The following is a 24,751-nucleotide window of genomic DNA, read 5'->3' on the forward strand; positions in this document are numbered from 1 at the left end:
GGGGATATGAAGAAAACGTCTGCGCAAGGTGCCGAAGATCCGATTCTGCAGTGGGTCACCTTCCGCCTGGACAACGAGACCTACGGCATCAACGTGATGCAGGTCCAGGAAGTGCTGCGCTACACCGAGATCGCGCCGGTGCCCGGTGCCCCGAGCTACGTGCTGGGCATCATCAACCTGCGCGGCAACGTGGTGACCGTGATCGACACCCGCCAGCGCTTCGGCCTGGACCCGGCGCCGGTCTCCGACAACACCCGCATCGTCATCATCGAGGCTGACAAGCAGGTGGTGGGCATCCTGGTCGACAGCGTCGCCGAGGTGGTTTACCTGCGCCAGTCCGAGATCGAGACCGCGCCGAACGTCGGCAACGAGGAATCGGCCAAGTTCATCCAGGGCGTGTGCAACAAGAACGGCGAACTGCTGATCCTGGTCGAGCTGGACAAGATGATGACCGAGGAAGAGTGGTCGGAGCTGGAGAGCATCTGAGGTGCTGTCGATTGCACTGGCGATCCTCGGCTTGGCCTGTGCGGGCCTTGCCGGGACCTGCGTCTGGCTGGCCGGACGTCAGCGCGTCCAGCAGGCGCAGACGGCGGCGCAGGCCCAGCAGATCGATGCGCTCGAACAACGCCTGAAGGAGCTGGGCAAGCGCATCGAATCCTACCAGCAGGTCAACGTCCGCATGGGCGAGGAACTGCGCGACCTGGGCAAACAGCTCGCGCCGCTGCCCGAGCGCGTGACGCGCATGGAGCAGCGCGATCCCGCCAGCCTGTCCTTCAGCCAGGCCGCCCGCCTGGTCGGCATGGGCGCCTCGGCCTCCGACCTGACCCAGAGCTGCGGCCTGTCCCAGGCCGAGGCCGAGCTGGTCGCGCGCCTGCACCAGGGCAAGGAGCGCGAGTAGGGGGCGACCTTGGCGAGCGCGCCTGCGACTCGCCCGGACGCGCCGCTCGACAAAGGCCCCGGGTCGGTGCAACGTGAGCCCCCTTTGTCCGCACCAATACCGATGAATCCTGCGTGCCGCCATGCCCCTGGCGGCTGGGCCCGTGTGGTGCGCGCCTGTCGTTGATCCGCTCAGGGGAAGGCACTGACCCGCATGCACCGCCCGCACCTTGATTCGCGCCTGCCCGGTATCCTCTGCCTGCTGGTCACCGCCAGTGGCTGGGCCATCAACTGGCCCGCCATGAAACTGCTCCTGCAAGTCTGGCCGCCGCTGTTCTCCCGCGGCCTGGCGGGGGTGATCGCCGCCGTCGTACTGATCGCCATCGCCGCGCTGCAGGGGCAGCGGCTGATCCCGCAGCGCCAGGCGTTGCCCCGGCTCACGGCCGCCGCCTTCACCAACGTCTTCGCCTGGATGGGCTTTTCCACGCTGGCCATGAAGTGGATCAACGTCAGCGAAGGCGTGCTGCTGGTGTACACGATGCCGATCTGGGTCACTCTGCTGGCCTGGCCGCTGCGCGGCATGCGCCCCACGGCGAGCGGCTTTGCCGCGCTGCTGCTGGGGTTGGCCGGCGTCACGGTGCTGCTGAGCGCCCATGGTCTCTCCATCGCCCCGGGGCAAGCGCTCGGTGTCGGCTTTGCGCTGGCCGCCGCCGTGCTGTTCGCGCTGGGGACGGTGCTCAACGACGGACCCTTCCCGCTGGCGCCGATCGTCTCGACGGCGTGGCAGGTCGGGCTGGGGTGCCTGCCGATGCTGCTGTTCGGCATCGTCTTCGAGCATCCGCGCCTGGACGCCCTGGGGCCCGGCCCGCTTGCCTGCATGGCCTACATGACGTTCGTCCCCATGGGCGTCTGCTACCTGACCTGGTTCGGGGCGTTGCAGCGCCTTCCGGCTTCCGTCGCGGCAACCGGCATGCTGCTGGTACCCCTGCTGGGCGTGCTGTCCGCTGCCGTCATGCTGGGCGATGCCATTGGCACACGGGAAGTCCTGGCCATGACCCTGACACTGAGCGGCGTGGCCCTGGTATTGAAGCGACGCTGAGGATCGATGGTCCGCTCGTTGTAGTTCATTTACTACGCGCCTTTCGGACTTGTCTGATAAGAATGCCTTCAGAACGCCGTTAGATTGGTCCCGTCGAAATTCTCGAGAGGGCCACCGATATGGCCGCCATTTCGCGACGGGCCATGGTGCTGTGTTCGCACCCGGGCCGCCTGCTGGACTACAGCGTGCAGCTCAATCGCCTGGAGTTCTATCACCTGAGCCTGTGCCAGGACCTGGATGAGGTGCGCAAGGCACTGTCCAGCCAGCAACGCTACGGCCTGTTCATCCACGACGACTTCGTACCCGGCCCCAGCGAGCTGATGAACCTGAAGACGCTCAGCCAGGGCAACGCCTTCCACCATTTCGTCCTGGTCGGGAGCTACAGCCCTGAGCAGAAGAGTGGGCTGTACCAGTGGGCATGGCGCAACCGCGTGCCGTTGCTGCAGGTCTTGGACAAGCCGCTGTCGCTGGCGCAACTGCGTGAAGTCACCAGCAGCGTGGTGCTCTACCACAGTGAGGACGAGCAGCCGATTCACTCGTCCGTGAGTGAAATCTGTGATTACCAGGCACCGACCGAGGCGCGTTGCGGCGCCGGCCGTCGCTGAGCGGAATCAATCGGCCCGGCTGTCGGGCCCTTCCAGCAGCGGGGGCGCATCGCCCGCCGGCGCTGCCCCATTGAGCGGGCTCTTGCCCTTGAGATACCAGGCAAAGGCGATGATCTCGGCGATGGTGCGATAGAGCGCCTCGGGAATTGCTTCGCCCAGCTCCAGCCGCGCCAGCAGGCGCACCAGGTCGGCGTTCTCGTAGATCGGCACTTCATGGTGACGGGCGATGGCGAGTATGGTTTCGGCCAGCTCGTCATCTCCCTTGGCGGTGAGGGTCGGGGCGGTCTGCCCGTCGTAGTTGAGGGCGATGACCTGGCGCGCGGCCTTCTTCGGTTTGCTCATGCGGTTTCATCCACCCAGCGTTGTTCCACGGCGGTGCGCCTGCCCTGGGGCGGCTTGCCCTGGCTGCAGGACAGCTCGCCAACGGTGAGGCCGGCGTCGTTCAGGCGCTGGCGCAGAGTGCCCAGTTCGCGGTCGATCAGGCTGGCGGTGCTGGCGCGTTCCGCCCACAGCTGGCTGCCGATACTGCCATGGGCGAGGGTGGCCTGGACCTGCAGCGGCCCCAGCGGATCGAGGTCGAAGGCCAGTTCCACGCGCCAGAGCGTGTCGCGCTGCTGCTCGCGCTCGCTGGCCTGCCGCTCCTCCTGCTGGATGCGTACCTGCAGCGGCACCAGTTGCTGTTGCTGGCGCAGGGGGATTTCCATCTGCCAGGTATTGAGCAGGGTGCCGTCGGGCAGCACTTCGTTCTGCGACAGGCTGGACAGCTGATGGGTCTGCAGGCGCGCCACGGCGGCGGCGGCCAGCTTGAGCAGGGATTCCAGGTCGCCGTCCTCTTCCAGCTGGTGCGCCAGGCGGCTGGGCAGCGGGAAGCTGACGGCGGGCGGCGTGCGTCCGCCAGTCTGGCCGAGCACGCCGAGGGCGTTGCGTACGAAGGCCGGCAGCGATTGCGCCAGATTGCTGGCACCGGCCAGGGCGTTGCCCGAAAGGTTGCCCAGCACCGAGGCGGCGGTGCCGTTCTGCGCCGGCAGCAATTGGGCAATCAGGCGCAGCAGGTTGGCCTTGAGGTCCTGCGGCAGGCTCTCGGCGCCGCGCAGTAACTGGGCTTCGAGGAAGACGCCGCTCTGCTGGACGGCCTGGGCCACGCCCTTGGCGCTGCCGAGCTGGCGGGCATCAGGGAGGGCGCTGAGCAACGTGTCCACCGCCTGGCGCAGCTCGGGGCTGAGCGACTGGCCGCGTCCGGCGCCCTGGAGAGCATGGAACAAGCCTTCCAGCGAGCCTTGCCGGGTCTGCTGGCTGGCCAGTTGTCGGCTGAGGTCGAGCTGGTCCAGGCGGCTGGTCAGCGGCAGGAACTGCAGGGCCTGCTGGTCCTGTACCCGCGCGCTGAGCAGGCTGCCCAACGGCAGCGGATGCGGGGATTCGAGGCTGAGCTGGCGTCCCGCCAGCGGCGTGTTCAACAGGCTGACCAGCACCTTGTAGATGACCTGGTCCGCCTTGCCCTGGGCGATCAGCTGGCTGGCTTCGACCTTGCCTTGCAGCAGCGTGCCCACCGGCAGCAGGTCGAGGTCCAGGCTTTCCAGCGGTGCCTGGCCGCTCATGGCCTGGTTCGCCGTGGCCTGGGTCAGCAAGGTGGCGGCGAGGTTGGTCTGGGACAGCGCCGACAATTGCAGCGTGCTGCCCTGGGGCAGGGCCTGCGGGCTTTCCGCACTGACCAGGGTCTGCTGCCCGCTGGCCAGCGTCAGGCGCAGCAGGAGCTGGAAGCTGACCTGGGTGTCGCGCACCGCGACCACCTCGGCCTGGGCCTTTTCGCCCGGCGGCAACAGGTCGCCCAGGCTCTGGGCGAGCTTGAGGGTCAGCTCCGCAGAGCTCGGGGCGCTGCGTGAGGGGGGCGTGGGCGGGAGCGGGCGGGAGGCGCCAATTTCGCTCGGCATCGGAGACCTGGCTGGGCATGCGGGACGGGTTGACGCCCAGTGTATCGGCGCGGGCTGCGGGCACTTTAGACCGTCCGGCGGCCAGGCGGACACCGGGTGCGCTGTTTTGACGTTACACCCTGTCGAAAAACCTGACGTCGGGCGTAGGAACGCCTGTGTATAATGCGCCGCCCGTGGCGCGCTTGGCGGCCCGGAGCGGTATGGCCGCTTTTTTGCACTACTGACTGTTTTCTGCCCGACGGTTGCCGATGCCCTTGACCCATCCACTTCTCGAAACCGTGGCGCTCGCCTGCGAGCGGGACTGGCGCATGCTGTTCGAGCGTCTCGATTTGCGACTGGGCGCCGGCGAGATGCTACAGATCGTCGGCCCCAACGGCAGCGGCAAGACCAGCCTGCTGCGCCTGCTCAGCGGGCTGATGCAGCCCACTGCGGGCGAGGTGCTGCTCAACGGCAGGCCGCTGGGCGAACAACGCGGCGAACTGGCCCGCCTGCTGCTGTGGATCGGCCACGCCGCCGGCATCAAGGGCCTGCTGACCGCCGAAGAGAACCTCGCCTGGCTCTGCGCCCTGCACCAGCCGGCCAGCCACGATGCCATCTGGCAGGCCCTGGCCGCCGTCGGCCTGCGGGGCTTCGAGGACGTTCCCTGCCACACCCTGTCCGCCGGCCAGCAGCGCCGCGTGGCCCTGGCGCGCCTGTACCTGGACGCGCCGCCGCTGTGGATTCTCGACGAACCCTTCACCGCCCTCGACAAGCAGGGCGTGGCGCAGCTGGAAGAACACCTGGCTGGCCATTGCGAACGTGGCGGCCTGGTGGTGCTGACCACCCACCACACCCTGGAACGCATGCCCGCCGGCTACCGGGCGCTCGATCTCGGCCAGCACGCACGGGAGGTCGCGGCGCGATGAGCAACGTCTTCACCCTGCTGCTGGCCCGCGAGACCCGCCTGCTGTTCCGCCGTCCGGCGGAGTTGGCTAATCCTTTGGTCTTCTTTGCCATCGTCATCGCGCTGTTCCCATTGGCGGTCGGCCCCGAATCGGAGATGCTCAAGAATCTCTCGCCGGGCCTGGTCTGGGTCGCGGCGCTGCTGGCGGTACTGCTGTCGCTGGACGGCCTGTTCCGCAGTGACTTTGAGGATGGTTCGCTGGAGCAGTGGGTCCTTTCGCCGCACCCCCTGCCACTTCTGGTACTGGCCAAGGTGCTGGCACACTGGCTGATTTCCGGGCTGGCGCTGGTGCTGCTGTCGCCGCTGTTCGCCCTCATGCTGGGGCTGCCGGCGCGCTGCCTGCCCGACCTGCTGTTGTCGCTGTTGCTGGGCACCCCGGTCCTGAGCCTGCTGGGTGCGGTGGGCGCGGCGCTGACGGTGGGACTCAAGCGTGGCGGCCTGCTGCTGGCGCTGCTGATCCTGCCGCTGTACATACCGGTGTTGATCCTCGGTAGCGGCGCGCTGCAGGCCTCCCTGCAAGGCCTGCCAACCGCCGGGCACCTGTTGTGGCTGGCCAGCCTGACGGCGTTAGCATTGACGCTGACGCCCTTTGCCATCGCCGCCGGGCTGAAGATCAGCGTCGGCGAGTGAATGAACGATCGCCGGCCTGGGAAGCAGGACCGGCGGCAGACGAGAGCTTTGAATTACAGAGCCTGATGATGAACTGGACTTGGTTTCACAAGCTTGGGTCGCCCAAGTGGTTCTACGAGATCAGCGGACGCTGGATGCCCTGGTTCGCCGTCGCCGCGATCCTGTTGATGAGCGTCGGCATCGTCTGGGGCCTGGCCTTCGCGCCGCCGGACTACCAGCAGGGCAACAGCTTCCGCATCATCTATATCCACGTGCCGGCGGCGTTCCTCGCCCAGTCCTGCTATGTGATGCTGGCGGTGGCCGGCGCCATCGGCCTGATCTGGAAAATGAAGATCGCCGATGTTGCCGTGCAGTGCGCGGCGCCCATCGGCGCCTGGATGACCTTCGTCGCGCTGGTCACCGGCGCCATCTGGGGCAAGCCGACCTGGGGCGCCTGGTGGGTGTGGGACGCGCGCCTGACCTCGATGCTGATCCTGCTGTTCCTCTATTTCGGCGTCATCGCCCTCGGCCAGGCGATCACCAACCGCGACAGCGCGGCCAAGGCCTGCGCGGTGCTGGCCATCGTCGGTGTGGTGAACATCCCGATCATCAAGTACTCGGTGGACTGGTGGAACACCCTGCACCAGCCGGCCACCTTCACCCTTACCGAGAAGCCGCCGATGCCGCCGGAGATGTGGATTCCGCTGCTGCTGATGGTCGCCGGGTTCTACTGCTTCTTCGCCGTGGTGCTGCTGATGCGCATGCGCCTGGAAGTGCTCAAGCGCGAAGCCCGCGCGAGCTGGGTCAAGGCTGAGGTGGAGCGCGCGCTATGAGTTTCCAGTCCTTCGGCGATTTCCTCGCCATGGGCCACCATGGCCCCTATGTGTGGTCGGCATACGCCATCAGCCTGGCGGTGCTGGCGATCAATGTCGCCTCGCCCATGCTGGCGCGCCGTCGTTACCTGCAAGAAGAGGCGCGTCGTCTGCGCCGGGAGGCCAACAAGTGAATCCGGTTCGCAAGAAGCGCCTGTACATCGTCCTCGCCATCGTCGCCGGCGTGGGCGTGGCCGTCAGCCTGGCGCTGTCGGCCCTGCAGCAGAACATCAACCTGTTCTACACCCCGACCCAGATCGCCAACGGCGAGGCGCCGCACGACACGCGCATCCGCGCCGGCGGCATGGTGGAGAAGGGCTCGCTCAAGCGCTCGGCGGACTCGCTGGACGTGGAATTCGTGGTCACCGACTTCGCCAAGGAAGTCACGGTGAAGTACCGCGGCATCCTTCCGGACCTGTTCCGTGAAGGGCAGGGCATCGTCGCCCTGGGCAAGATCGACGCCAATGGCGTGCTGACCGCCGACGAAGTGCTGGCCAAGCACGACGAGAAATACATGCCGCCGGAAGTCACCAAGGCGCTCAAGGACAGCGGCAAGCTGGAGCACTACGAGGCCAGCCAGGCCGGTAGCGGCGCCGCGCAGGGGAGCAACTGATCATGGTTCCCGAACTCGGCCACCTCTCGCTGATCCTGGCGCTGTGCATGGCGCTGGTGATGTCCTTCTTCCCCCTGATCGGCGCCTGGCGCGGCGACCGCCAGTGGATGAGCCTGGCGCGCCCGGCCGCCTGGGGGCAGTTCGCCTTCCTGGCGTTCTCCTTCGGCTGCCTGGCCTGGGCGTTCCTCCACGATGACTTTTCGGTGGCCTACGTCGCCAGCAACTCCAACAGCGCGCTGCCCTGGTTCTACAAGTTCAGCGCCGTGTGGGGCGCCCACGAAGGCTCGCTGCTGCTCTGGGCACTGATCCTCGGCGGCTGGACCTTCGCCGTGTCGATCTTCTCCCGCCAGCTGCCGGAAGTGATGCTGGCCCGCGTGCTGGCGGTGATGGGGATGATCAGCACCGGCTTCCTGCTGTTCCTGATCATCACCTCCAACCCCTTCAGCCGCCTGCTGCCGCAGATGCCGGCAGACGGCAACGACCTCAACCCGTTGCTGCAGGACCCCGGCCTGATCATTCACCCGCCGATGCTCTACATGGGCTACGTGGGCTTCTCGGTGGCCTTCGCTTTCGCCATCGCCGCGCTGCTTGGCGGCCGCCTCGACGCGGCCTGGGCGCGCTGGTCGCGGCCCTGGACCCTGGTGGCCTGGACCTTCCTCGGCATCGGCATCGTGCTCGGCTCCTGGTGGGCCTATTACGAACTGGGCTGGGGCGGCTGGTGGTTCTGGGACCCGGTGGAAAACGCCTCCTTCATGCCCTGGCTGGTGGGCACCGCGCTGATCCACTCGCTGGCGGTGACCGAGAAGCGCGGCGTGTTCAAGAGCTGGACGGTGCTGCTGGCCATCGCGGCCTTCTCGCTTAGCCTGCTGGGCACCTTCCTGGTCCGCTCGGGCGTGCTGACCTCGGTGCATGCCTTCGCTTCCGACCCCGAGCGCGGCGTGTTCATCCTGGCCTTCCTGCTGGTGGTGGTCGGCGGCTCGCTGACCCTGTTCGCCCTGCGCGCGCCGGTGGTCAAGAGCCAGGTCGGCTTCGCCCTGTGGTCCCGCGAGACCCTGCTGCTGCTGAACAACCTGGTGCTGGTGGTGACCGCCTCGATGATCCTGCTGGGCACCCTCTATCCGCTGGTGCTCGATGCCATCAGCGGTGCCAAGCTGTCGGTCGGCCCGCCGTACTTCAACGCGCTGTTCGTGCCGCTGATCGCCATCCTCATGCTGGCCCTGGCGGTCGGTGTGCTGGTGCGCTGGAAGGACACCCCGACCCGCTGGCTGCGCGGCATGCTCACTCCCGTTCTGATCGGTACCGTGGTGCTCGGCGCGGCCGGCAGCTTCCTGTACGGCGAGCTGCACTGGGAAGTGCTGACCGTGTTCATGCTGGCCGCCTGGGTGGTGCTGGCCGGCGTGCGCGACTTCTTCGACAAGGTCCGCCACAAGGGCGTGATCGCCGGTGCCGCGGGCCTCAACCGCAGCTACTGGGGCATGCAGCTGGCGCACCTGGGCATCGCCGTCTGCGCCATCGGCGTGGTGCTCACCAGCCAGTTCAGCGCCCAGCGCGACCTGCGCATGGCGCCGGGCGAGTCGGTGGAGCTGGCCGGCTACCAGTTCCGTTTCGAGGGCACTCACCACTTCGAAGGTCCGAACTTCACTTCCGACAAGGGCACCATCGTCGTGACCCGCAACGGCTCGGAAGTCGCCACGCTGCACCCGGAAAAGCGTCTGTACAGCGTGCAGAACTCGATGATGACCGAGGCCGGCATCCACGGCAGCCTGACCCGCGACCTCTACGTCGCCCTGGGTGAGCCGCTGGACAACGGTGCCTGGGCGGTGCGGGTGCACATCAAGCCGTTCGTGCGCTTCATCTGGCTGGGTGGCCTGCTGATGGCCCTGGGCGGTGTGCTGGCGGCGCTGGACCGTCGCTATCGCCTGAAAGTGAAAACGCGTGTACGCGAGGCCCTGGGCCTCGCCGGACAGGGAGCCTGAGTGTGAAGCGTGCGATCCTGCTGTTACCCCTGGCGATCTTCCTGGTCGTCGCGGTATTCCTCTTCCGTGGTCTCTGGCTGGACCCCAGCGAGTTGCCCTCGGCGCTGATCGGCAAGCCGTTCCCGGCATTCTCCCTGCCCAGCGTCACCGAGCCGGGCAAGACCTACACCGAGGCCGACCTCAAGGGTAAGCCGGCGCTGGTCAACGTCTGGGGCACCTGGTGCCCGACCTGCCGCTTCGAGCATCCGGTGCTGACCGACCTGGCCGCCAAGGGCGTGGTGATCTACGGCATCAACTACAAGGACGATGCCGTCGCCGCGCAGAAGTGGCTGAAGGAGCTGCACAATCCCTACCTGCTGAACATCGCCGATGCCACCGGCACCCTGGGCGTCGACCTGGGCGTGTACGGCGCGCCGGAAACCTACATCATCGACAAGGACGGCATCATCCGGCACAAGCTGGTCGGCGCCGTCGACGAGAAGGTCTGGCGCGAACAGCTGGCGCCGATCTACCAGGGGCTGGTGGACGAGGCGCAGGGCAAATGAAGCGACTTCTCGCCGCCGCTGCGCTGGGCCTGGCCCTCACCGGCATCGCCCAGGCGGCCATCGACACCTACGAGTTCGCCAATGACGCCGAGCGCCAGCGCTTCCGCGACCTGACCACCGAACTGCGTTGCCCCAAGTGCCAGAACCAGGACATCGCCGACTCCAACGCGCCGATCGCCGCCGACCTGCGCAAGCAGATCTACGCCCAGCTGCAGCAGGGCAAGAGCAACCAGCAGATCGTCGAGTACATGGTCGACCGCTACGGCGAGTTCGTGCGCTACAAGCCCGAAGTCAGCGAGCGCACCTGGCTGCTCTGGTTCGGCCCGGCGGCGTTCCTGCTGCTGGGCGTGGGGGTGATCGGTGTCATCGTCGCCCGTCGCCGCCGCCCGGCCGCCGCCACCTCCACCACGCTGTCCGCCGAGGAGCAGGCGCGTCTCGACCAATTGCTGGATAACCAAGACAAATGATCGACTTCTGGCTCGCCGCTGGCCTGCTGTTGCTGGTGGCCCTGGCATTCCTGCTGATCCCTCTGCTGCGTGGCCGTCGCGCCCAGGCCGAGGAAGACCGCACCGCCCTCAACGTCGCCCTGTACCAGGAGCGCCTGGCCGAACTGACCGCCCAGCGTGATGCCGGCACCCTCGACGATGCCCAGCTCGAAGCCGGCCGCGCCGAGGCTGCCCGCGAGCTGCTGGCCGATACCGAAGGTGCCTCCGAGGACCGCCGCAGCCGTCTCGGCCGCGCCGCGCCGCTGCTGGTGGTGCTGGTCCTGCCGTTCCTCGCGCTGGGCCTGTACCTGCACTGGGGCGCCAGCGACAAGGTGGCCCTGGCCCGCGAGTTCGCCACCGCGCCGCATTCCATGGAAGAAATGACCGCCCGCCTGGAGCGCGCGGTGCAGGCCCAGCCGGACTCCGCCGAAGGCTGGTACTTCCTCGGTCGAACCTACATGACCCAGAACCGCGCCGCCGACGCCGCCAAGGCCTTCGAGCAGGCCGCGCGCCTTTCCGGCCGACAGCCGGAAGTGCTCGGCCAGTGGGCCCAGGCGCTGTACTTCGTCGGCAACAAGGCGCTGACCCCGGAGGTACGCGGCCTGGCCGACGAGGCGCTGAAGAAGGACCCGCAGGAAGTCACCACCCTCGGCCTGCTCGGCATCGCCGCCTTCGAGGACGAGAAGTTCGCCGATGCCGTCGATTACTGGGGCCGCCTGGTCGCGATACTGCCGGCCGATGATCCGTCCCGCGAAGCCATCGCCGGAGGCATCGAACGTGCCCGCCAGCGCATGGTCGAGAAGGGCGAGACGCCTCCCACCGCACCTGCCGCCCCGGCCACCGCCGGCGTGACGTTGAAGGTGAAGGTCGACCTGAGCGCCGCCGTGAAGGGCCAGGTCAAGCCGGACGACAGCGTGTTCGTCTTCGCCCGCGCGGTAAACGGCCCGCCGATGCCGCTGGCGGTGAAGCGCCTGAAGGTCTCCGACCTGCCCAGCGAAGTGGCGCTCAGCGACGCCGATGCGATGATGCCGCAGCTCAAGCTTTCGGCCTTCCCGCAGGTGCAGCTGGTGGCACGGATTTCCCGTGCTGGCAATGCGACGGCCGGGGAGTGGATCGGACGCACTGAAGCGTTGTCTACTGCCCAGGCTGGCGAGCAGGCAGTGACCATCGACAGCCCGGACCAGCGCTGAAACTGAGAGGAGAGGGTAGGGTGATGAAGGTTAGATTGCTGGCGTTGAGCGCCTTGCTGGTACTGGGTGGCTGCGTGGTGCAACCGCCGCAGCCGGAGGAGCCATCGGAGTATCCCTCGGGGCCGACCACGGCGCCGACGCAGCCGGGCACCACGACCACCAAGCCGCCGGTCAAGTCATCCTCCTCGCCGATCACCCCGCAGCCGAGCAAGCAACAGCCGACCTCCAAGCGCCCGCCCCAGTTCGCCCCGCCGCCCGGCGGCAAGGGCCGCTGGGATGCCAGCCTGGGGGTCTATGTGATGCAGGGGCAGAAAGACACCTATTACCGCCAGCGCACCTACTACCACTGGGATAACGGCTGGTACTGGAGCGTCGGGCCGCAAGGGCCCTGGACCGAGACCGACAGCACCGGCGTGCCGCCGGGGCTGACGCGCAAGTACAGCGCGCCGTAAGGTCTCCTACATAATCCTATCTGCGGCGCCCTCATCGGAATTGCGGACAGGCTCCGTTCCTACACGGTTTTCGTAGGCGCGGACTTTGTCCGCGATGCTCTTGGGTTGGGTGTGTATGCGCCGCTTCGGCGTGTGCTGAGAGATTTTGTTTCGCCCCCTCGGGCGAGTCCCTTTTGTCAAACGACACAAAAGGAACCAAAAGGTCTTGCCCCATCATCCGGGGCTCGCTTCGCGAGACTCCCCTCGCTCCATCGAAGTTTCAGGGGCCCGCCGCGAAGGGCCATCCCTGGCCCATCGCGGCTCTCGCGGCATCCATGCCGCTCAACCCCTGAAACTCCGATTCCGCTCGGCCTCCTGAAGGGGCGTTCCGGTGCGTGCGGAGATTTCGCTGGAAGTCTTCGAGAGCTAGTGCGGAGCGTCTTGCTCCGCGCTGCTTTTGCTCCCGTAGGAGAGACGGGGGCGCCTAGCCCTTGTCCGCGAAATCCATCGCGACGGAATCCGTGCTGACAGGGAAGCGTCTGGGTTTATCGCCAACCTGTAGGAGCGAGCTTGCTCGCGAACCGCCTGACGCTGATGTGGTCGGGTAATTCTGTTCGCGAGCAAGAACTAGGCGTCCCCGCTAAGAGGGCCAGGGATGGCCCTTCTATGCCGACCCTCGGAGCAATGCCGGAAGGAGGGAAACGGAGCGCAGCGCAGTAACAGCCGAAGTCTGGCCCGAAGGGTGAGCGAAGCGAATCAGTCCGGCGAAGCCGGGCCCGGATGTCGGGACGAGCCCTTGGGTTACTTTCTTGGGGGCGGCCATCCGTCGTTTGAGAAAGTGACTCGCCCGAGGGGCGAAACAAAATCTTCCAGCCCACACGTCAGCGACGCTGAACACCCAAAGAAAAGCATCGCCCGCTCCTACGTAGAGCAGCAGGCGTGAGGACGGCCGGAGGATGTAACGCTACCCAGCCTTCAATCAAACGTCCCCATCTGCGCCCCCACCTCGATCAACTCCACCCGATTGCGCCCGCTGGCCTTGGCCCGGTACAGCGCCTTGTCCGCGGCAGCGTAGAGCAGCTCGTAGGTGCCGGGTATGCCGGCCTCCAGGCTGGCGATGCCGAAGCTGGCGGTCAGGTAGAGCAGGCCGTCCTTCATCGGCAGCGGGGTTTCTTCCAACAGCTTGCGGACCTTCTCGGCGATGTTGCGGGCCTGCGACTGGCCCGTGTCGGGCAACAGCAGCAGGAACTCCTCCCCGCCCAGCCGCGCCACGCTGTCGCCGCTGCGGGTGTAGTTGCGCAACAGGTTGGCGGCATGGCGGATCACTTCGTCGCCCAATGGGTGGCCATAGCGGTCATTGATGAACTTGAAATGATCCAGGTCCACCATCAGCAGGCTGACCGGCGCAGGCTGCCGGGATACCCGTGACAGCTCCATGGTCACCAACTGGTCGAACTGCCTCCGGTTGAACAGGCCGGTCAGCGGATCATGGCCGGCGAGGTATTCCAGCTGGCGGTTCTTCTCTTCCAGTTCCTGCCGCTGCTGGCGGAGGAACTGGCGCTGACGCAGGTTGCGTACGTGACCATGCCAGAGGATCAGCGACAGGATCAGGCCGATGCCGCAGATGGTCAGCCCGCCCATCTGGTTGGACAGGCGCAGCTCCGGGGTCGACTGGGTGAGCATCATCGTCACTTCGAAGGCGCTGAGGGCGAGGATGTAGAGGGTGATGGCATGGCGTGGGCGCATCAGGATGATCAGGGCTGCACCCACGGAGCTCATCAGGAAGGGCGTGATGCTGCTGGTGACCTGCTGGTCCGCGCCGGTGATGGCGATGCCGAAGCCGAGCAGGACGGTGCTGGCCAGCAGGCTCAGGAGTTTCATGTACCACAGCGGTGCATTGCGCTGGGGGCGGGAGGCGAGCCAGGCGAGCAGGCCCAGGGCGCTGAACAGGACGGCGATGGTGGCGTGGATACGGATGATGTCCAGGCGCCAGCCGTCGTGCTCCGGGGCGGAGCCCTGCAGGTTGAGCCAGAACACCAGGATGTGGATTAGATCGAAAGCCACGGCGAACGCCGAGGCGAAATACAGCCGTCGCAGGTTTTCCCGGGCAACCGGCAACGCCATCGCGTCATTCACGGCGATGGAGTGCTGCAACTGCTGGAGCCATGTCCTGGACACTATTACCGCCCCTCCCTGGCCCATTCGGGCAGTTGGAGAATAGACAGCGGTGATGGCACTGTCGTGGCATGGGGGGAAAGAAGTGCTCGGGTTGTTCACTGCCGCACACTGAAGCTACCTTCGAAAAGTCGCTATGGCCGCAACTACCCGTCTCTGATCATTGTCGGATTCGCCTGCTGCGGGCATAGTCCGCCCCCCTGGAATGCTGAAGGAATCGGTCATGAACAGAGTGCAACGCCTGCCGGTGGAAGAGGGCCTGGATGCCGAACGAGCCCTGCTGGACCATGCCTTCCATGGCGGTCGGGACAGCGGACTGCTGTTCTGGCGCCCGCTTCAGCAGGCGCTGGTGATGCCGCGCCGGCTCAGCCGACTGGACGGTTTCAGCACGGCGGAACAGACCTGCGCCGGCCTGGGCTGGCCCATCGCCCTGCGCGATACCGGCGGCGAGCCGGTGCCGCAATCGCCCGCCGTGCTCAACGTCGCCCTGGTCTATGCGATTCCGCCTACGGACAATGAACAGACGCGCATCGAAACCGCCTACCAGCGCCTGTGCCAGCCGCTTTGCGACTGGCTGGCCGCGCTCGGCCTGGACCCGGGGCTGGGCGAGGTGGAAGGGGCCTTCTGCGACGGTCGCTACAACGTCAACCTGGCGGGGCGGAAACTGGTAGGCACCGCCCAGCGCTGGCGCCGCCGCCCCAGCGATGGCCGTTACGTGGTGCTCGCCCATGGCGCGATCCTGATGGAGAACCAGCGGGAGCCGATGGTCGAGGTGGTGAACGCCTTCTACCAGGACTGCGGGCTCGACGCGCGCTGCCGCGCCGCCAGCCATGTGGCGCTGGACGAGCGTCACGCACAGCCGTGGGGCCAGGTGGAAGCGTTGGCCGGGCAGTTCCAGCGCCACCTGCTGGCCGAGGGCGTGGCCCTCGATGCCGGATTCGAAGGCACTTGAATCGAAAGCTGCCGGATTTGAACGACGTGGGTGGGGCTTCGTTTCGCCCCGCCCCTTCCAAGGAGTCTTGATACATGGAACATGGGACGAATTACCTGCAGTCGGCAGTGGTCTTCCTGCTCGCTGCGGTATTCATGGTGCCGCTGGCCAAGCGCATGCAGCTGGGGGCCGTGCTCGGCTACCTGCTGGCCGGCGTGTTCATCGGCCCCTCGCTGCTGGGGCTGATCGACAACCCGGAAAGCGTCGCCAGCCTGTCCGAGCTGGGCGTGGTGCTGCTGCTGTTCATCATCGGCCTTGAGCTTTCGCCCAAGCGCCTGTGGGTAATGCGCAAGCAGGTGTTCGGCGTGGGCCTGGCCCAGGTGCTGCTCACCGCGCTGGCGCTGGGCAGCCTCGGCGTGCTGGCGTTCGACCTGCCGGTGAACGCCGCGGTGGTGATCGGCGGCGGCCTGGCCCTGTCGTCCACCGCCTTCGGCCTGCAGATCCTCGCCGAGCGCAAGGAACTGAACAGCCCCTATGGCCGCCTGGCCTTCGCCATCCTGCTGTTCCAGGACATCGCGGCCATCCCGCTGATTGCCATGATCCCGCTGCTGGGCGCGCGCGCCGATTCCGCGGCGGCCGGCGGCGACCTGGCGCATGTCATGGAAGTGGTCGGCAGCATCGCCGTGGTGGTGATCGGCGGGCGCTTCCTGCTGCGTCCGGTGTTCCGCTCGGTGGCGCGTACCGGCCAGGCCGACCTGTCTACCGCCACCGCGCTGCTGGTGGTGGTGGGCACTGCCTGGCTGATGGAGGAGGCGGGGGTGTCCATGGGCCTGGGCGCCTTCCTCGCCGGCCTGCTGCTGGCGGACTCGGAATACCGTCACGAACTGGAAGCGCAGATCGAGCCGTTCAAGGGGCTGCTGCTGGGGCTGTTCTTCATCAGCGTCGGCATGAGCGCCGACCTCAGCCTGTTGCAGAGCGAGCCGTTGCGGGTGATCGGCCTGACCCTGCTGCTGGTGGGCATCAAGTTGCCGCTGCTGTTTCTCATCGGTCGCCTAGCCGGTGGGCTGGACAAGGTCTCGGCTCTACGCCTGGGCGTGCTGCTGGGGGCCGGCGGCGAGTTCGCCTTCGTGGTATTCAAGCTGGCGCGGGCCCAGGGCCTGATGGATGCCGACCTGCATGCGCTGCTGGTGCTGGGCATCACCCTGTCGATGGCGATGACACCGCTGCTGGTGCTGGCCCTGGCGCGCAACATCAAGCCCAAGCCGGCTGCCCTGCGCGAGCCGCCGCCGGAATACCGCCAGTTGCCCGACGACGCGCCCCGCGTGGTGATTGCCGGCATGGGCCGGATGGGCCAGGTGGTCGCCCGTATCATGCGCGCCCAGGGCGTGCCCTTCGTCGCGCTGGACACCTCGGTGGACACCATCGAACTGACCCGCAGCTACGGCAACATCCCGATCTTCTACGGCGACCCGCTGCGCCCGGAAATCCTCCGCGCCGCCCAGGTGGAAAAGGCCGAGTTCTTCGTGGTCGCCACCGACGATCCGCAGACCAACATCGAGACCGCGCGGCTGGTGCGCAAGCTCTACCCGCACATGAAGATCATCGGCCGTGCGCGCAACCGCCAGCACGTCTACCACCTGCTCGATGCCGATGCCAACCCGGTGCGCGAGACCTTCCACTCCAGCCTGGAGATGAGCCGACTGCTGCTGACCGGACTTGGGTTGAGCGAGGAGCAGGTCGCGGCGCGTATCCGCCGCTTCAAGCGCCACGACGAAGCGGTGCTGATGGCCCAGTACCGTGTGTACGACGACGAGAAGGCGGTGATCCAGACCGCCCGCGAGGCGCGCAAGGAGCTGGAGACCTTGTTCGAGGCGGACCACCTGGAAGACCAGGGCATCGGCCATTCCTGAAGCCGGGCGCGATTGCCCCCGACAGGCTCAGTGGTGGGGGCGGCCTCAGGCCGCCTTCGCCAGTGCCGGTTGTTGCACGAGGGCCGGACGCGGCTTGCGGACCTGCGGCCGGCGACGTTCGGGAATGGTGATCGGTTGACCCGGCGAACGCAGGGTCAGCACTGCGACCACGCTGGCCAGCACGACGGTGGCCAGGATCACGCTGGCCAGGACGACGTAGAGCAGCAGCTCCACCAGGGAGCCAACCAGCAGCAGGAAGTCCAGTACGATTTGCATGATCCAATCCTCGTTAGAGCCGTGGGCGAATGTCGCGGGTTTCGGGTTCCTGCGAGCTGATGGGGTGAAGATGCCGCCTGGGCCCGGCGAAGAGAACTGAAAGTGCCTGCTGTTCACTATCGATGCCATCGATAGCAGCGCAAAACGGCGTACCAGAGCGGCTCCCCACGTTGCACGGGGAGCCCGGAGCGCCCCTTAGAAACGTTCGCCCGGCTGCAGGTAGCGCCAGTGGCCGACCGGCAGCTTGGCCATGGCCACGCCGCCCAGGCGGATGCGGCGGATCGCCTCGACGCGCAGCCCGGCTTCCCGGCACAGCTTGCCGATCAGCCCCGGGCGCACCTGCTTGCCGGCGATGCGCAGGCGCTGCTCGCTCTGCCAGCTGGCCTTCAGCGGAAGGCCCTGGACCATCTGCTTCAGGCCATGGGCATCCAGCTCGCCGCTGACTTCGATCACGTACTCGTGCTCGACCCGCGCGGCATCGTCCATCAGCTTGCGAATGACGCCGAAGTTCTGGGTGAACACCAGCAGGCCGCTGGCGCCGTCTTCCAGCGGGGTGGTCGGGCGTTGCTGGCGGAAGTGCTTGCGCAACAGGCGTTGCGACGAGGGATCGTCGCTCCAGCGTTGCTCCTCCCGCAGCAGGGCCACCGCATCCTCGACGCTGTAGCCGGCGGGCTTGTGCAGCAGCAGGGTGACCGGCGGCAGGGGCTCGGGCATGGCGCCGGGCAGCAGTGCGATGTGCTGGGCGTCGACCTTGAACTGTGGCTCTTCCACCGTCGCGCCATCCACCGTCACCCAGCCGCCTTCGATGTACAGCTCGGCTTCGCGGCGCGAGCAGGGCAGCAGCTCGGCGAGGCGCTTGGACAGGCGGATGGGTTCGGACATGACGGAAGACCGCAGCAGGAAAAGGGGCACCATTGTAACCGCAAGCCACTGGAATGATCCGCACACCTGCCGGTCAGACCTACAAACGGACGGGGACGGAACGATGCGGATAACCCTGATCGACGGGCTGCACTGGGATGTGGACGAGAGCGGCAGTGGCGGCCTGATCAACAAACGCGGCGACAAGGTGCACCTGCGCCAGGGCGACATGGACGGTGCCTGCGGCCCCTATTGCCTGGTGATGGCGATGCTGGCGCGCAACCAGCTGGGCCGCCGCCAGGCCAAGGGCTTGGCACCGGTGGATTCGCGCACGCGCTATGGCCGCCTGATGCAGGCGCTGGAGCAGCGCGAGACGCTGATCCGCGTCGGCACCACCGGTGACGATCTGCTGGAGCTGCTCAAGGTGATCAGCGACAAGGAGTTCCAGGTCGTACGGGGCAGCGGTCGGCGCATGGTCGAGCTGACCCGTCGGCACCTGGAGGCGAACGTCCCGGTGGTGCTGGGCTTCCACGGCCGCAAGGACAGCGACATCCGCCATTGGGGGCTGGCGGTGGGCATGAGCGAGGAGGCGTTCTTCCTCCTCGATCCGGCCCATGACCTGCAGCGCGGCCTGGCCTGGAACGCGGTGCTGACGGCCCGCGCCAACGGTTCGCGGTTCGGCTACCGCTACCTCAATCCGAAAGGGACCTGGGCGGTGACGCTGAAGGAGATGGTCGCGCTGCCCTGAGGCCCGGCGGGGGCGCTTCAGGGCGACGGGGTGGTGGGCGGCTCGGCCAGCGTTTCGCGCTCGCGCACCCAGGACATGAACAGCTCGTAGCCCAGGGCCAGGACCACCGGGCCGACGAACAGGCCGATGATGCCGTTGCTGAGCATGCCGCCCAGGGCGCCGATGAGGATCACGGCCATCGGCACCTTGGCGCCGCGGCCGAACAACAGCGGCTTGAGCACGTTGTCGCTGAGGCCGCCGATGACGGTCCAGACGGTGAACAGGATGCTCACCAGCAGCGAGTCGCCGGTCATGAACACGTAGATGATCGCTGGCAGGGTGATCAGCACGACCGGCAGCTGGGTGATGCCCAGCAGCAGTACGCCGAGGGACAGCAGGCCGGCGCCGGGGATGCCCATGACGATGAAGCCGAGGCCGAGGATCATGGTCTGGATGAAGGCCACGCCCACCACGCCCTGGGCCACCGCGCGGATGGTCCCGGTGCACAGTTCGGCAAGGCCGGGGCCGCGCTCCGGGCCGGAGATACGGATGGCGATGTCGCAGGCGGTGCGGCTACCCAGCGCGCCGTAGGCCATGATCACGCCGGCGATGACGAAGGCGGCGAGGAACTGCATCAACCCCATGCCGACGCCCGCCGCCTGGCCGGCGATCTTCTTCGCCACGCCTTGCAGATGCGGAGCCAGTTGGTGCGCGACGCCCATGAAGTCGGTGGCCACGCGATGCCAGAAGCGAAAGACGTACTGCCCGATCACCGGCCAGTTCTGTACCGAGTCCGGTGGCAGCGGAATCTGCAGGGTGCGGTTCTGGATCGCCTGCACCAGGTCGCGCACGGACTCGGCCATGGACAGGCCGATCACCACCACCGGCACCAGCAGGATCACCAGGCCCAGCAGCACGATCAGCGTCGCCGCGCTGTTCGGCCGTTCGCCCAGGGCGCGGCTGCACATCTGGTGCAGCGGGTAGAGGGTGATGGCGAGGATCACCGACCACAGCATCAGGTCGAGGAAGGGGTGGAAGATCCTAAAGCAGAAGAGGGCCAGCAGCAGAATCAGACCGGCGCGGATGAGCACATCCAGCAGGTTGCGGGACAGCAGCTTTTCCGGGGGCGGGGGCAACATCGAGGGGCTCCTTGCAACGGTGGCCGGGGTGGCCAGGTCCTGACTATTGGCGGACTCTGCCCGAGAGCAAGGCGTGGAGGCAATAAAAGATGGCGGGAATTGCGTGGGGAAACGGGCAGCCTGCCGGGGGCCGGCAGGCTTGCCGAAAGGGGGGTTACTTCTTGCCGAGGCTGATGTGGCGGCTCGGTGCGCCGTAGTTCTGACCGGTGACGCCCTTGGCGATCTGCTGGATCTCGCCGCCGGACTTCAGGAAGGCGGCAATCTGGGCTTCCAGGGACTCGCTGGTGGCGGTCGCTGCGGGGGCCTTGGGAGCGGCTTTCTGGCGGGTGGAGGGCTTGGAGGTCATGTCTGCCATACCTGTCTTCGCAAATTGGCCGCCCATTGTACACGAAATGAGCATCCTTAGGGGCGCTAATGGCATGAATGGTTCCAAGCCGCGTCGGTCGTCGCCCTGTGCGGCATCCGGGGTGCTACGCTCGAGGGTCCTGATGCGCGCATCGAGTCGTCCATGCCCCTGCTGTCGTCCCGTCAGCGCAACGCCCTGCGCCTGGCCCGTTCGTTCCTCGCCCCGTATCGCTGGCGCGCCCTGGGGGCGCTGGTCGCCCTGCTGTTCACCGCCGCGATCACCCTGTCGCTGGGGCAGGGTATCCGCATGCTGGTGGATCAGGGCTTCGTCACCCAGTCCGAGCCGCTGCTCAACCGGGCCATCGGGGTCTTCTTCGTCCTGGTGACGGGGCTTGCGGTGGGCACTTTCGTGCGCTTCTACCTGGTGTCGTGGATTGGCGAGCGCTTCGTCGCCGACATCCGCCGGCGGGTGTTCGACCACCTGATCGAGCTGCATCCGGGCTTCTACGAGAACAACCGCGCCTCGGAAATCCAGTCGCGCCTGACCGCCGATACCACGCTGCTGCAGACGGTGATCGGCTCGTCGCTGTCGATGGCGCTGCGCAACACGTTGATGCTGATCGGCGGCGTGGCGCTGATGTTCGTCACCAATGCCAAGCTGACCAGCATCGTGGTCGCCGCGCTGCCCCTGGTGATCGCGCCGATCCTGCTGTTCGGCCGCCGTGTGCGCAGCCTGTCGCGGCTGAGCCAGGACCGCGTCGCCGATGTCGGCAGCTACGTCGGCGAGACTCTCGGGCAGATCAAGACGGTGCAGGCCTACAACCACCAGGCGCAGGATCGTCAGCGCTTCGGCGCCACCGTCGAGCAGGCTTTCGATACCGCGCGGCGGCGTATCATGCAGCGCTCCTGGCTGGTCAGCGTGGTGATCCTGCTGGTGCTGGGCGCGGTGGGCGTGATGCTCTGGGTCGGCGGCATGGACGTGATCGCCGGACGGATCACCGCCGGCGAGCTGGCGGCCTTCGTGTTCTACAGCCTGATCGTCGGCATGGCCTTCGGCACCTTGAGCGAGGTGATCGGCGAGCTGCAGCGTGCCGCCGGTGCGGCCGAGCGCATCGCCGAGCTGTTGCGGGCGCGCAGCGATATCCACAGGCCAGCCAGCGACGTGCTGCAACTGCCGCAGCGAGTCAGCGGCAGCCTCTCGCTGGAAGGGGTGCGCTTCGCCTATCCCTCGCGCCCGGAACAGTGGGCCATCGACAGCATCGACCTGCGCGTCGAGGCGGGGGAAACCCTGGCGCTGGTCGGGCCCTCCGGCGCCGGCAAATCCACGCTGTTCGACCTGTTGCTGCGCTTCTACGATCCGCAGCAAGGCTGCATCCGCATCGACGGCCAGCCCATCGCCCAGCTCGACCCCGCCGACCTGCGCCGCAACTACGCCCTGGTGTCGCAGAACCCGGCGCTGTTCTTCGGCAGCGTGGAGGAGAACATCCGCTACGGCCGGCCCGCTGCTTCCGACGCCGACGTCGAAGCCGCCGCCCGCGCGGCCCATGCCCACGAATTCATCCTGCGTTTGCCGCAGGGCTACCAGACCCACCTGGGCGAGAGCGGCCAGGGACTCTCCGGCGGCCAGCGCCAGCGCCTGGCGATCGCCCGCGCGCTGCTGGTGGACGCGCCGATCCTGCTGCTGGACGAAGCCACCAGCGCGCTCGACGCGGAAAGCGAACACCTGATCCAGCAAGCCCTGCCGGGGCTGATGAGCGGCCGCACCACACTGGTGATCGCGCACCGGCTGGCCACGGTGCTGAACGCCGATCGTATCGCGGTGATCGATCACGGCCGGCTGGTGGCGCTGGGGCGGCACGCCGAGCTGGTGACCAGCAGCCCGCTGTATGCGCGGCTGGCCGAGCTACAGTTCGGTCAGGCGGAACAGAACCTGTAGGAGCGAGCTTGCTCGCGAACCGTCTGATACCGGAGCCGCCGGTGTGAGTTCGCGAGCAAGCTCGCTCCTACCATCCTGCGGCGTTCGGCGGCCGAAGGCGCATCCTGGCGCCATTGCGCGTAGAATGCCCGCCCCGTTCACGAGGTAAGCGTCATGGCAGTCATAGGTCGGTTCAATTCGTTGCAGGTGGCCAAGCACACCGATTTCGGTCTCTACCTGGATGGGGAGAGCCACGGCGAAATCCTGCTGCCCAAGCGTTACGTGCCGAAGAACGAACCCACCGAAGTGGGCGACTGGCTCAACGTGTTCATCTACCTCGACAGCGAAGACCGTCTGATCGCCACCACCCAGAAGCCCAAGGTGCAGGTCGGCGGCTTTGCCAGCCTCAAGGTGGTGGAGGTCAACCGCGTCGGCCTGTTCCTCGACTGGGGCCTGCCCAAGGACCTGCTGCTGCCTCACTCGGAAGAGAAGCGCCCGCTGCAGGTCGGCGACTACTGCGTGGTCTACGTCTACCTCGACGAGCGCACCCGCCGCATCACCGCCACCGCGCGCCTGGATCGCTACCTGGACAACACCCCGGCCCGCTACAAGGCCGGCCAGCAGGTGGACCTGCTCGTCGTGGAGCGTACCGACCTGGGTTACAAGGCCATCATCGACGGCAAGCACTGGGGCCTGATCCACAAGAACGAAGTCTTCAAGTTCATGCGCAACGGCCTGCGCGAGACCGGCTACATCAAGGAAATGCGCGCCGACGGCAAGATCAGCCTGAGCCTGCAACCGGCCGGCGCGGGGCTTTCCGACGCGCTGAGCGAACAGATTCTCCAGGCTCTGCGCGAGGCCGGCGGCAAACTTGCCCTCAGCGACAAGAGCCCGCCGGAGCTGATCGCGCAGCAGTTCGGCGTCAGCAAGGGCAACTTCAAGAAGGCCATCGGCGGCCTGTACAAGCAGGGCTTGATCGTCATCCTCGACGACGGCATCGAGCTGGTCTGAACGGTCTAGCCGCGCCCGCGCACGATGGATTCGGCCACCGCGCAACGCGGTTGCACCGGCGCCAGCGACGCCATGCGCTGCAGGTCCACCGGTCTGCCGGGTTCGGCCCTGAGCAGGTGGCGCAGGTCGTCGAAGACCTGATCGTGTTCCTTGCGAAAGCGCATCACCGGCCCCGGGCGCTGGCGCAGGCCGTGGCGGCGCAGCAGGCGGGTGGCGCTGCTGGCGAAGTTGAAGGCGATGTCGCCGGGCAGCTCGAAGTCATCCTTGAACGGCTGGCCGTCGATCTCGCCGTCCAGCTGGAATCTCACCCGCGCGTCGCGGCTGGCCGGATTCTCCACCTGGTAGCTCAGGCGGATGAGGTACTGCTGGCGGTCGATGCCCGGGATGGATCGAATGATGACCTGGGTGGGGCGGGTCATAGGGGCCTCCTGACGAGTGCTGGCGCCGCAAGCCGGCGTGAAAGCGTGGCCTGACGTGACGCTCGATGCACGCGGTGTCCAAGACCTAGTTTCGAGGTTGGGCGCGCTCGTCGGTCTGATTTGAATCAAGGAGGGCCGATTCCAGCCGCAGGACGCCCGTCCGCGGCGCGCGGGCGGCGCGGAACGGGAGGCGCCCACGCGTCACATCATGTGACGGAAGCGATTCCAGGCGTGCTCGACGGAGACCAGCCAACTCGGCATGGCCGAACCGAAGCCGGCGATTTCCAGGCGCGGGTGGCTGCGCACCACCATGTCCAGCAGGGGTTCCTGGTCGGGTTTCACGTCGACGAAGAACACATGCTGGCCCGCATGCAGGCTGGGCTCGAAGCGGCGCACGTCACCACTGGGGCGCTGCAGGCCGACGAAGCTGCCTTCCCACAGGCTGAAGCCCAGCAGCACCGCGGCGAGGAACAGCACCGGAATCCAGCCCGCGGCGGACTGCGTCCAGCCGCTCAGGTAGCCCGTCAGCAGAACCAGCACCGCCAGCGCGACGCCGATCAGCAGACCGATCTTGCCCCAGTGCACCACGTCCTGTTTCATCATCGACGGCACCTGATGCAGCCGATGGTCCTTCAACTCGGCATCCTGATCGCTCAATACGTGCATTTGCTCCATGCTGATGCCGCTTTGCGCCAGTTCCTGTTCGACGGTTTCCAGGTCGTCCAGGTTGTCGCTGATGTAGTAATGCCTGTTCATGACGAACCTCCGCCCCCAACCGGTCATACCCCCTGGGTTTGACACCGATTTGCCGTGATTTTCGACAGATCGCCGCCATTTGCTGAATTTCGTCAGGATTGAGTCTAGCACCGC

General features: G+C 67.0%; 28 protein-coding genes. 19 read left to right on the forward strand and 9 right to left on the reverse strand.

The window, feature by feature from the left end:
- The first annotated feature begins 6 nt into the window (after positions 1-6).
- The 4 genes from ACAW63_RS13755 to ACAW63_RS13770 all read left to right on the forward strand — a co-directional run bounded on the left by ACAW63_RS13755 (position 7) and on the right by ACAW63_RS13770 (position 2,580).
- Positions 7-486 carry a chemotaxis protein CheW gene (locus ACAW63_RS13755; RefSeq protein WP_015476565.1) on the forward strand — a complete coding sequence of 160 codons (480 nt, stop codon included), beginning with the start codon at positions 7-9 and terminating at the stop codon, positions 484-486.
- A gap of 1 nt (position 487) precedes the next feature.
- Complete coding sequence (locus tag ACAW63_RS13760; protein ID WP_371234356.1) at positions 488-898, forward strand: DUF2802 domain-containing protein; 411 nt, start codon at positions 488-490, stop codon at positions 896-898.
- A 192-nt stretch (positions 899-1,090) separates the two neighbouring features.
- The gene (locus ACAW63_RS13765; protein WP_371234358.1) at positions 1,091-1,975 is read left to right on the forward strand and encodes a DMT family transporter; all 885 of its coding nucleotides are present in this window, start codon (positions 1,091-1,093) and stop codon (positions 1,973-1,975) included.
- Between the two features lie 119 nt (positions 1,976-2,094).
- The gene (locus tag ACAW63_RS13770) at positions 2,095-2,580 is read left to right on the forward strand and encodes a hypothetical protein (protein WP_371234359.1); all 486 of its coding nucleotides are present in this window, start codon (positions 2,095-2,097) and stop codon (positions 2,578-2,580) included.
- Positions 2,581-2,586: 6 nt separating this feature from the next.
- Here the strand turns inward: ACAW63_RS13770 and ACAW63_RS13775 are convergent, their stop codons facing one another.
- Entirely contained in the window at positions 2,587-2,922 is a 336-nt protein-coding gene (locus tag ACAW63_RS13775) for an EscU/YscU/HrcU family type III secretion system export apparatus switch protein (RefSeq protein WP_371234361.1), read from the reverse strand.
- A complete protein-coding gene (locus ACAW63_RS13780) occupies positions 2,919-4,508 on the reverse strand; it encodes a flagellar hook-length control protein FliK (RefSeq protein ID WP_371234362.1) in 1,590 nt (529 codons plus the stop codon). The genes ACAW63_RS13775 and ACAW63_RS13780 overlap by 4 nt, the downstream gene beginning before the upstream one ends.
- A 248-nt stretch (positions 4,509-4,756) precedes the next feature.
- Between ACAW63_RS13780 and ccmA the strand changes: the two genes are divergently transcribed.
- From ccmA to ACAW63_RS13830, 10 genes are all read left to right on the forward strand, one after another.
- Positions 4,757-5,413 carry a cytochrome c biogenesis heme-transporting ATPase CcmA gene (gene ccmA, locus ACAW63_RS13785; RefSeq protein ID WP_371234363.1) on the forward strand — a complete coding sequence of 219 codons (657 nt, stop codon included), beginning with the start codon at positions 4,757-4,759 and terminating at the stop codon, positions 5,411-5,413.
- Complete coding sequence (ccmB, locus tag ACAW63_RS13790; protein WP_207888060.1) at positions 5,410-6,081, forward strand: heme exporter protein CcmB; 672 nt, start codon at positions 5,410-5,412, stop codon at positions 6,079-6,081. Before ccmA ends, ccmB begins: the two co-directional genes overlap by 4 nt.
- Positions 6,082-6,146: 65 nt before the next feature.
- Positions 6,147-6,893, forward strand: a complete 747-nt coding sequence (locus tag ACAW63_RS13795; RefSeq protein ID WP_275607922.1) for a heme ABC transporter permease — start codon at positions 6,147-6,149, stop codon at positions 6,891-6,893.
- A complete protein-coding gene (gene ccmD, locus ACAW63_RS13800; RefSeq protein ID WP_275607921.1) occupies positions 6,890-7,066 on the forward strand; it encodes a heme exporter protein CcmD in 177 nt (58 codons plus the stop codon). Before ACAW63_RS13795 ends, ccmD begins: the two co-directional genes overlap by 4 nt.
- Positions 7,063-7,545 (forward strand): cytochrome c maturation protein CcmE, encoded by a 483-nt coding sequence (gene ccmE / locus ACAW63_RS13805; protein WP_275607920.1) that lies wholly within the window; start codon positions 7,063-7,065, stop codon positions 7,543-7,545. Before ccmD ends, ccmE begins: the two co-directional genes overlap by 4 nt.
- A gap of 2 nt (positions 7,546-7,547) precedes the next feature.
- Positions 7,548-9,521 carry a heme lyase CcmF/NrfE family subunit gene (locus tag ACAW63_RS13810; protein WP_371234365.1) on the forward strand — a complete coding sequence of 658 codons (1,974 nt, stop codon included), beginning with the start codon at positions 7,548-7,550 and terminating at the stop codon, positions 9,519-9,521.
- Between the two features lie 2 nt (positions 9,522-9,523).
- A complete protein-coding gene (dsbE, locus tag ACAW63_RS13815; RefSeq protein ID WP_207888056.1) occupies positions 9,524-10,066 on the forward strand; it encodes a thiol:disulfide interchange protein DsbE in 543 nt (180 codons plus the stop codon).
- Positions 10,063-10,533: a cytochrome c-type biogenesis protein gene (locus tag ACAW63_RS13820; RefSeq protein ID WP_371234366.1), complete on the forward strand. Its 471-nt coding sequence runs from the start codon at positions 10,063-10,065 to the stop codon at positions 10,531-10,533. The genes dsbE and ACAW63_RS13820 overlap by 4 nt, the downstream gene beginning before the upstream one ends.
- Positions 10,530-11,741, forward strand: a complete 1,212-nt coding sequence (ccmI, locus tag ACAW63_RS13825; protein WP_371234368.1) for a c-type cytochrome biogenesis protein CcmI — start codon at positions 10,530-10,532, stop codon at positions 11,739-11,741. The genes ACAW63_RS13820 and ccmI overlap by 4 nt, the downstream gene beginning before the upstream one ends.
- Before the next feature lie 23 nt (positions 11,742-11,764).
- Positions 11,765-12,193, forward strand: coding sequence for a hypothetical protein (locus ACAW63_RS13830; RefSeq protein WP_371234370.1), 429 nt, complete (start codon positions 11,765-11,767; stop codon positions 12,191-12,193).
- A gap of 954 nt (positions 12,194-13,147) precedes the next feature.
- On the opposite strand, the gene ACAW63_RS13835 is transcribed toward ACAW63_RS13830, so the two are convergent.
- A complete protein-coding gene (locus ACAW63_RS13835) occupies positions 13,148-14,350 on the reverse strand; it encodes a GGDEF domain-containing protein (RefSeq protein WP_371234371.1) in 1,203 nt (400 codons plus the stop codon).
- A gap of 220 nt (positions 14,351-14,570) precedes the next feature.
- Between ACAW63_RS13835 and ACAW63_RS13840 the strand changes: the two genes are divergently transcribed.
- Positions 14,571-15,299 carry a biotin/lipoate A/B protein ligase family protein gene (locus tag ACAW63_RS13840; protein ID WP_371234373.1) on the forward strand — a complete coding sequence of 243 codons (729 nt, stop codon included), beginning with the start codon at positions 14,571-14,573 and terminating at the stop codon, positions 15,297-15,299.
- Positions 15,300-15,373: 74 nt separating this feature from the next.
- Complete coding sequence (locus tag ACAW63_RS13845; RefSeq protein WP_371234375.1) at positions 15,374-17,188, forward strand: monovalent cation:proton antiporter-2 (CPA2) family protein; 1,815 nt, start codon at positions 15,374-15,376, stop codon at positions 17,186-17,188.
- A gap of 45 nt (positions 17,189-17,233) precedes the next feature.
- Here ACAW63_RS13845 and ACAW63_RS13850 read toward each other — a convergent pair whose 3' ends face one another.
- Both ACAW63_RS13850 and ACAW63_RS13855 read right to left on the reverse strand, forming a co-directional pair.
- Positions 17,234-17,464 carry a hypothetical protein gene (locus ACAW63_RS13850; RefSeq protein ID WP_275607910.1) on the reverse strand — a complete coding sequence of 77 codons (231 nt, stop codon included), beginning with the start codon at positions 17,462-17,464 and terminating at the stop codon, positions 17,234-17,236.
- 195 nt (positions 17,465-17,659) lie between these two features.
- Positions 17,660-18,346, reverse strand: coding sequence for an RNA pseudouridine synthase (locus ACAW63_RS13855; RefSeq protein ID WP_371234376.1), 687 nt, complete (start codon positions 18,344-18,346; stop codon positions 17,660-17,662).
- Positions 18,347-18,449: 103 nt separating this feature from the next.
- On the opposite strand from ACAW63_RS13855, the gene ACAW63_RS13860 reads away from it, so the two are divergent.
- On the forward strand, positions 18,450-19,073 hold the full coding sequence (locus tag ACAW63_RS13860; protein WP_371234378.1) for a hypothetical protein: 624 nt from the start codon (positions 18,450-18,452) through the stop codon (positions 19,071-19,073).
- A gap of 17 nt (positions 19,074-19,090) precedes the next feature.
- Here ACAW63_RS13860 and ACAW63_RS13865 read toward each other — a convergent pair whose 3' ends face one another.
- Positions 19,091-20,191, reverse strand: a complete 1,101-nt coding sequence (locus ACAW63_RS13865; RefSeq protein ID WP_371234380.1) for an AI-2E family transporter — start codon at positions 20,189-20,191, stop codon at positions 19,091-19,093.
- 154 nt (positions 20,192-20,345) lie between these two features.
- A complete protein-coding gene (locus ACAW63_RS13870) occupies positions 20,346-20,546 on the reverse strand; it encodes a hypothetical protein (protein WP_371234382.1) in 201 nt (66 codons plus the stop codon).
- Positions 20,547-20,699: 153 nt separating this feature from the next.
- Here ACAW63_RS13870 and ACAW63_RS13875 point away from each other — a divergent pair, with 153 nt between their 5' ends.
- Together ACAW63_RS13875 and ACAW63_RS13880 are read left to right on the forward strand one after the other, a co-directional pair.
- Complete coding sequence (locus tag ACAW63_RS13875) at positions 20,700-22,472, forward strand: ABC transporter transmembrane domain-containing protein (protein ID WP_371234384.1); 1,773 nt, start codon at positions 20,700-20,702, stop codon at positions 22,470-22,472.
- Positions 22,473-22,625: 153 nt separating this feature from the next.
- Positions 22,626-23,462 (forward strand): S1 RNA-binding domain-containing protein, encoded by an 837-nt coding sequence (locus ACAW63_RS13880; RefSeq protein ID WP_371234386.1) that lies wholly within the window; start codon positions 22,626-22,628, stop codon positions 23,460-23,462.
- 5 nt (positions 23,463-23,467) lie between these two features.
- Here ACAW63_RS13880 and ACAW63_RS13885 read toward each other — a convergent pair whose 3' ends face one another.
- Complete coding sequence (locus ACAW63_RS13885) at positions 23,468-23,881, reverse strand: DUF5064 family protein (RefSeq protein WP_371234388.1); 414 nt, start codon at positions 23,879-23,881, stop codon at positions 23,468-23,470.
- Positions 23,882-24,082: 201 nt separating this feature from the next.
- Positions 24,083-24,637 (reverse strand): magnesium transporter, encoded by a 555-nt coding sequence (locus tag ACAW63_RS13890; RefSeq protein ID WP_371234390.1) that lies wholly within the window; start codon positions 24,635-24,637, stop codon positions 24,083-24,085.
- Between the last annotated feature and the right edge of the window lie 114 nt (positions 24,638-24,751).

Origin of the sequence: Pseudomonas sp. QE6 (assembly GCF_041379005.1) — a bacterium.
GTDB lineage: Bacteria > Pseudomonadota > Gammaproteobacteria > Pseudomonadales > Pseudomonadaceae > Pseudomonas.